The 5,413-nt window shown below is 47.6% G+C and carries 4 protein-coding genes; 3 read left to right on the forward strand and 1 reads right to left on the reverse strand.

Annotated features, from left to right (window positions below):
- The 3 genes from JaK3_RS05695 to JaK3_RS05705 all read left to right on the forward strand — a co-directional run.
- Positions 1-359 (forward strand): TMEM165/GDT1 family protein (locus JaK3_RS05695; RefSeq protein WP_150114212.1); only part of this gene is annotated, 359 nt, incomplete at its 5' end.
- Between the two features lie 45 nt (positions 360-404).
- A complete protein-coding gene (pepN, locus tag JaK3_RS05700; protein ID WP_068321942.1) occupies positions 405-3,014 on the forward strand; it encodes an aminopeptidase N in 2,610 nt (869 codons plus the stop codon).
- A 67-nt stretch (positions 3,015-3,081) separates the two neighbouring features.
- Entirely contained in the window at positions 3,082-4,080 is a 999-nt protein-coding gene (locus JaK3_RS05705) for a class 1 fructose-bisphosphatase (protein WP_420865688.1), read from the forward strand.
- A gap of 90 nt (positions 4,081-4,170) precedes the next feature.
- On the opposite strand, the gene JaK3_RS05710 is transcribed toward JaK3_RS05705, so the two are convergent.
- A partial coding sequence (locus JaK3_RS05710) for a Mur ligase family protein (RefSeq protein WP_240480896.1) occupies positions 4,171-5,413 on the reverse strand: 1,243 nt, incomplete at its 5' end.

The following is a 5,413-nucleotide window of genomic DNA, read 5'->3' on the forward strand; positions in this document are numbered from 1 at the left end:
GGATTTTGGGATTGAGTTTCTTAGGCATTGGTTTGTGGTTGTTGGTGCCGGATCATATTGATGACGCTGCTGGATCTAAGGTAGCTGATAAAGCCCTACAAGTATTTTTGCTAACGACCGGACTGTTCTTTTTGGCTGAGATGGGTGATAAGACGCAAATTGCTACTATTGCCCTGGGTGCTCGTTATGAGGATGTAGTCTCGGTAACCATTGGCACCACATTGGGGATGATGTTGGCCAATGCTCCTGCAGTCTGGATTGGTCAAAAGTTCACCAAGCGGATGCCTATCAAGTGGGTGCATGCCATAGCAGCCATTACCTTTATTGCCATTGGCATTGCTACCTTGATCTGGGCTTGATTTAGAGGGTTCACCAGTTCGCCGGCCTAGACTTAAAATAGGCTCATGAAAACTGATCTCCCAAAGAGCTTTCGTCGGCTCGAATACCGTCCTCCTGTTTACACCTTCGATCAGGTCGAGCTTGATATTGCTCTAGAACCAGCCAGAACGATTGTTAAAAGTCGAATTGAAGTTCTGCCAGGCAAAAGCTTCGAACCAGGGGCTCCCTTGGTATTGGTCGGACATGAGCTCGAGTTCGTCAGCTTGCGGATTAATGGCGAAGCCCATCGCCATTTTGAATTAACCCCTGAAACACTCACGATTCATTCTTTACCAAATGAAGGTAAAGACAAATTCATCGTTGAAATTATTTGTGTTTGTGTGCCAGAGAAAAACACAACCCTGATGGGTTTGTACGTTTCTAATGGCAACTTTTTTACCCAGTGCGAGGCCGAGGGCTTTAGAAAGATTACCTATTTCCTAGATCGTCCAGACGTCATGGCGCGATTTAAAGTAACGCTACGTGCTCGTGAAGCAGAGTGCCCAGTCTTGTTATCTAACGGTAACTTGATTAATACAGAAAAACTTCCAAACGGTTGGCACAGTGCGACCTGGGAAGACCCATTTCCTAAGCCTTCGTACTTGTTTGCCTTGGTAGCGGGCAAGTTGGAGTGCATTGAGGAGACTATTACTACCGGTAGTGGTGCTAAGAAGCTATTGCAGATCTGGGTTGAGCCGCATGATCTGAAGAAGACCCGTCATGCCATGGACTCTTTGATTGCATCAATTCATTGGGACGAAAAACGCTTTGGTCTGGAGCTGGATTTAGAGCGTTTCATGATTGTGGCTGTGAGCGATTTCAATATGGGCGCGATGGAGAACAAGGGATTGAATATTTTCAATACTAAGTTTGTTCTCGCTCAACCAGAAACAGCGACTGATGCTGACTTTGCTAATATTGAAAGCGTTGTTGCGCATGAGTACTTTCATAACTGGACCGGCAATCGCGTCACCTGTCAGGATTGGTTTCAGTTATCGCTGAAAGAGGGCTTAACCGTTTTCAGAGATCAAGAGTTTTCTGCCGACCAAATGGGCAGTGAATCGGGCAGAGCAGTAAAGAGAATTGAAGACGTGCGATTGTTGCGTCAGCTCCAATTCCCAGAAGATGCGGGTCCGATGGCGCATCCGATTCGCCCTGATGAGTACCAAGAGATTAATAACTTCTATACCGTGACCGTTTATGAGAAGGGCTCTGAGGTGGTCCGGATGTACCAAACCCTGCTTGGTAGGGATGGTTTCCGTAAGGGCATGGATTTGTATTTCAAGCGCCATGACGGGCAAGCAGTGACCTGCGATGATTTCTTGATGGCGATGGCTGATGCTAATGGCAAAGACCTGACTCAGTTCAAGAATTGGTACAGCCAAGCAGGGACTCCACGAGTGAAGGTGCAAGAGCATTACGACGCTGCCAAAAAACAGTACCAACTCACATTGACGCAAAGTTGTGCGCCTAGCCCCGGTCAGCCGGAGAAGAAGCCTTTTCATATTCCATTGAAGATGCGTTTAATTACCAAGGCGAACGATCAAAAAGAGCAATTGCTGGAGCTGACACAAGCTAGTCAGACGTGGACCTTTGACAATGTTGAAGAGCGTCCAGTGCTATCGATTAATCGTAATTTCTCGGCACCGGTTAACTTAGATTTTGAGCAGTCTGAAGCTGATCTCTTGACGCAATTCTCTAGCGATGACGATGCGTTCAATCGCTGGGAGGCTGGTCAAAAACTAGCAATGCAAATGATTTTGAATAATCGCTTGCCTGATGCCCAAATCATTGAGGCCTATCGCAATATCCTGCTTGATCCTAACTTGGATCCAGCCTTTAAAGATCTGACCCTGACGCTACCTGCGGAGTCTTATTTGTATGAGCAATGTACGAACGTGGATCCGCAGAAGATATTTACTGCACGTCGTGCCTTCCGCAGAGAAATTGCTAAGCAACTCCAATTGGAGTGGGCTGCTTTGTATCAGCAGATGCAAACACCAGGACCATTTAAGTCGGACGGAGTGGACTCCGGAAAGCGCGCACTCAAGAACTTGTCTTTAAGCATGTTGCTTGAAGCGGCGCCGGGAGTATGGGCGCCAATGGCTGCTAATCAGTATCAAATTGCTGACAATATGACTGATCGTTACGCTGCTTTAGCTGCGTTGGTGATGCATGGTGCAAAACAAGCCAAAGAGTGTTTAATTGATTTCTACAACCGATTTGCCAGTGACGCTTTGGTGATTGATAAATGGTTTGGCTTGCAATCGAGCCGTCCGCCAGTGGATGGTCTTGACTCTACATTGGAAGAGGTGAAGAAGCTGCGCGAGCATCCTGCGTTTAAGTTAAATAATCCCAACCGAGTGCGTAGCGTTATTCATGCCTTCTGTGCAAACAACCCGGCAACCTTTCATCAGGCTGATGGCAGCGGTTATGAGTTCTGGGCCGATAGCGTCTTGGCGCTTGATCCCATTAATCCTCAGGTTGCCGCTCGTCTTGCTAGAGCCCTGGATCGCTGGTGCTTATTTGCCCAACCCTATCAAGATCGCATGAAAGCCGCCCTGGAGCGTGTTTCAGCGTGCCAGACACTCTCTCCAGATGTAAGAGAGGTGATAGGAAAGGCGCTAGGTAACTAGCCCCTCCTAATAACAAGGCAAAATAGAGCCCAATAACCCACTTTGGCAAAAAACTGGAGAAATACCTTTGTCCTCAAGTTCCCATATTAATTTCAAGCAATATTTAACATCTGCAAAACCTGCGGGCGCGGCTATTCCTGCTGGATTGCAAGATTTGCTTACGGCGGTAGTCAATACCTGTTCAACACTGAGTCATGAGGTGGCTCAGGGGGCGTTGATTGGATTGCTCGGCTCAGCAGGCACTGGCAACGTACAAGGTGAGGTTCAGCAAAAGCTCGACATCATTGCAAACGATTTACTGATTGATGGTGTCAAGGGTTGCAAGTCTCTTGCTGGTTTGGCTTCCGAGGAGATGGAGTTGCCTGTTCCTGTTCAAGGAACGGGAGACTACTTGCTCTTGTTTGATCCACTCGATGGCTCATCCAATATTGATGTGAATGTTTCTATCGGAACAATTTTTTCTGTTCTAAAGAAGCAAGACCCGAACGCCCCTTTACAGACTTCTGATTTCTTATTGTCAGGTCGCCATCAAGTTGCTGCTGGTTATGTCGTGTACGGTCCTCAAACCACGATGGCATTGACCTTAGGTGATGGAGTAGTGATGTTTACTCTCAATAAATTAACGGGCGAGTTTTTATTGATCAAGGATTCGGTAACAATTTCCCATTCCACTAAAGAGTTTGCAATCAATATGTCCAATATGCGTCACTGGGCTGACCCAGTACGCCGTTATGTTGAGGAGTGTCTTGCTGGCGTGAGTGGTGCGCGCGATAAGGATTTCAATATGCGTTGGATCGCCTCTATGGTGGCAGACGTACATCGTGTTCTCTCCCGTGGTGGAGTGTTTATGTATCCATGGGATCAGCGTGAGCCGCATAAGCCTGGCAAGTTACGCTTGATGTACGAGGCCAATCCTATGAGTTTCTTAGTGGAGCAGGCGGGCGGTGCATCTACCAATGGCACAGATCTCATTATGGATTTGCAGCCAACCGATTTGCATGAGCGTGTTTCTGTGATGCTAGGTTCGAAAGAAGAGATCGATCGTATTCAGCACTACCACTCATAAGTTGATCAACTTATCCAAATAAAAAACCCAATCAGCTGATTGGGTTTTTTATTGTTCTGAAGTAATTTCAGGGGACCATCTATTTTGCTCTTAAGGCCTTACCTTTTCTTTGAGGTAGGCAAGTGATTCTTCCACTTGATCTATGAGGATGAGGCAGATATCGCCAGCAGAGAGATCATCTAGAGCAGTATCAATGGCTTTAAATTCACCATGAATCTCTTTAATTTGCTTTGCCTTGGTAGCCCCAACAAGACCTTCTTGAAGTAGCCTTAATACTTCGCCATCTTCGCGTCCACGCTGGCACGCATCTTGATAGAGGATGACGTTGTCAAAAGCATTTCCTAAGATACGAGTGAGATCGCGAATATCTTCATCACGACGATCGCCTGCGCCACTAATCACAACATGGCTCTTATTTGGTTTCATTGCTTCGATGGCGCTAGTTAAGGCGCGCATCGCATCTGGATTGTGGCCATAGTCAGCAATGACGGTTGCGCCATTGTGCTGGAATTGATTGAAGCGACCCGGTACTGAGTTGGCATTGCTTTCAAAGCTGTGTAAGCCGCGCGCAATCTTTTCTGCATCCAGACCCAAGGCCCAAGCTGCGCCTATTGCAGCCATCGCATTTTCCACCTGAAATCCGAGTACGCCATTTTGAGTCAACGGAATTTCACTGACGGGGAAGCGGAACATTACGCGTGCACCTTTGGAGGCAACGATGTAGGTGCCATCAAAGTAAATAACTTTTTTGTTTTTGGCGCGATGCGCTGCTATCACTGGATGGTGCTGGTTTTGGGCAAAGAAAATAACCCGACCAGAACATTTATCACCCATCTTCGCAACCATCGGATCGGCCGCATTCAGAACTGCTGCTCCAGTAGGGGCAACGTTTTGCACGATCACGCGCTTCAGAATGGCCAAGTCCTCAACGCTGGTAATGTAATTGAGGCCTAGGTGATCGCCTTCGCCAATATTGGTAACTACCGCCACTTCACAGCGATCAAAGCCAAGCCCCTCACGGAGCATGCCGCCTCGAGCGGTCTCTAAAACTGCTGCATCTACGTCAGGGTGCATTAATACATTGCGCGCGCTCTTAGGGCCACTGCAATCGCCTGTATCGATCAAGCGGTGGTTGATATAAACACCATCTGTGCCCGTCATGCCAACACGCAAACCTGTTTCCGCAATCAAGTGAGAAATCAGACGAACAGTTGTCGTTTTGCCATTGGTACCGGTAACCGCTACGACAGGGATGCGTCCATCATCGCCTGGGGGGAACATCATATTGATAATGTCTTCGCCAACAGGACGACCCTTGCCATAGGAAGGTTTC

This window comes from Polynucleobacter yangtzensis, from assembly GCF_001595965.1.
GTDB lineage: Bacteria > Pseudomonadota > Gammaproteobacteria > Burkholderiales > Burkholderiaceae > Polynucleobacter > Polynucleobacter yangtzensis.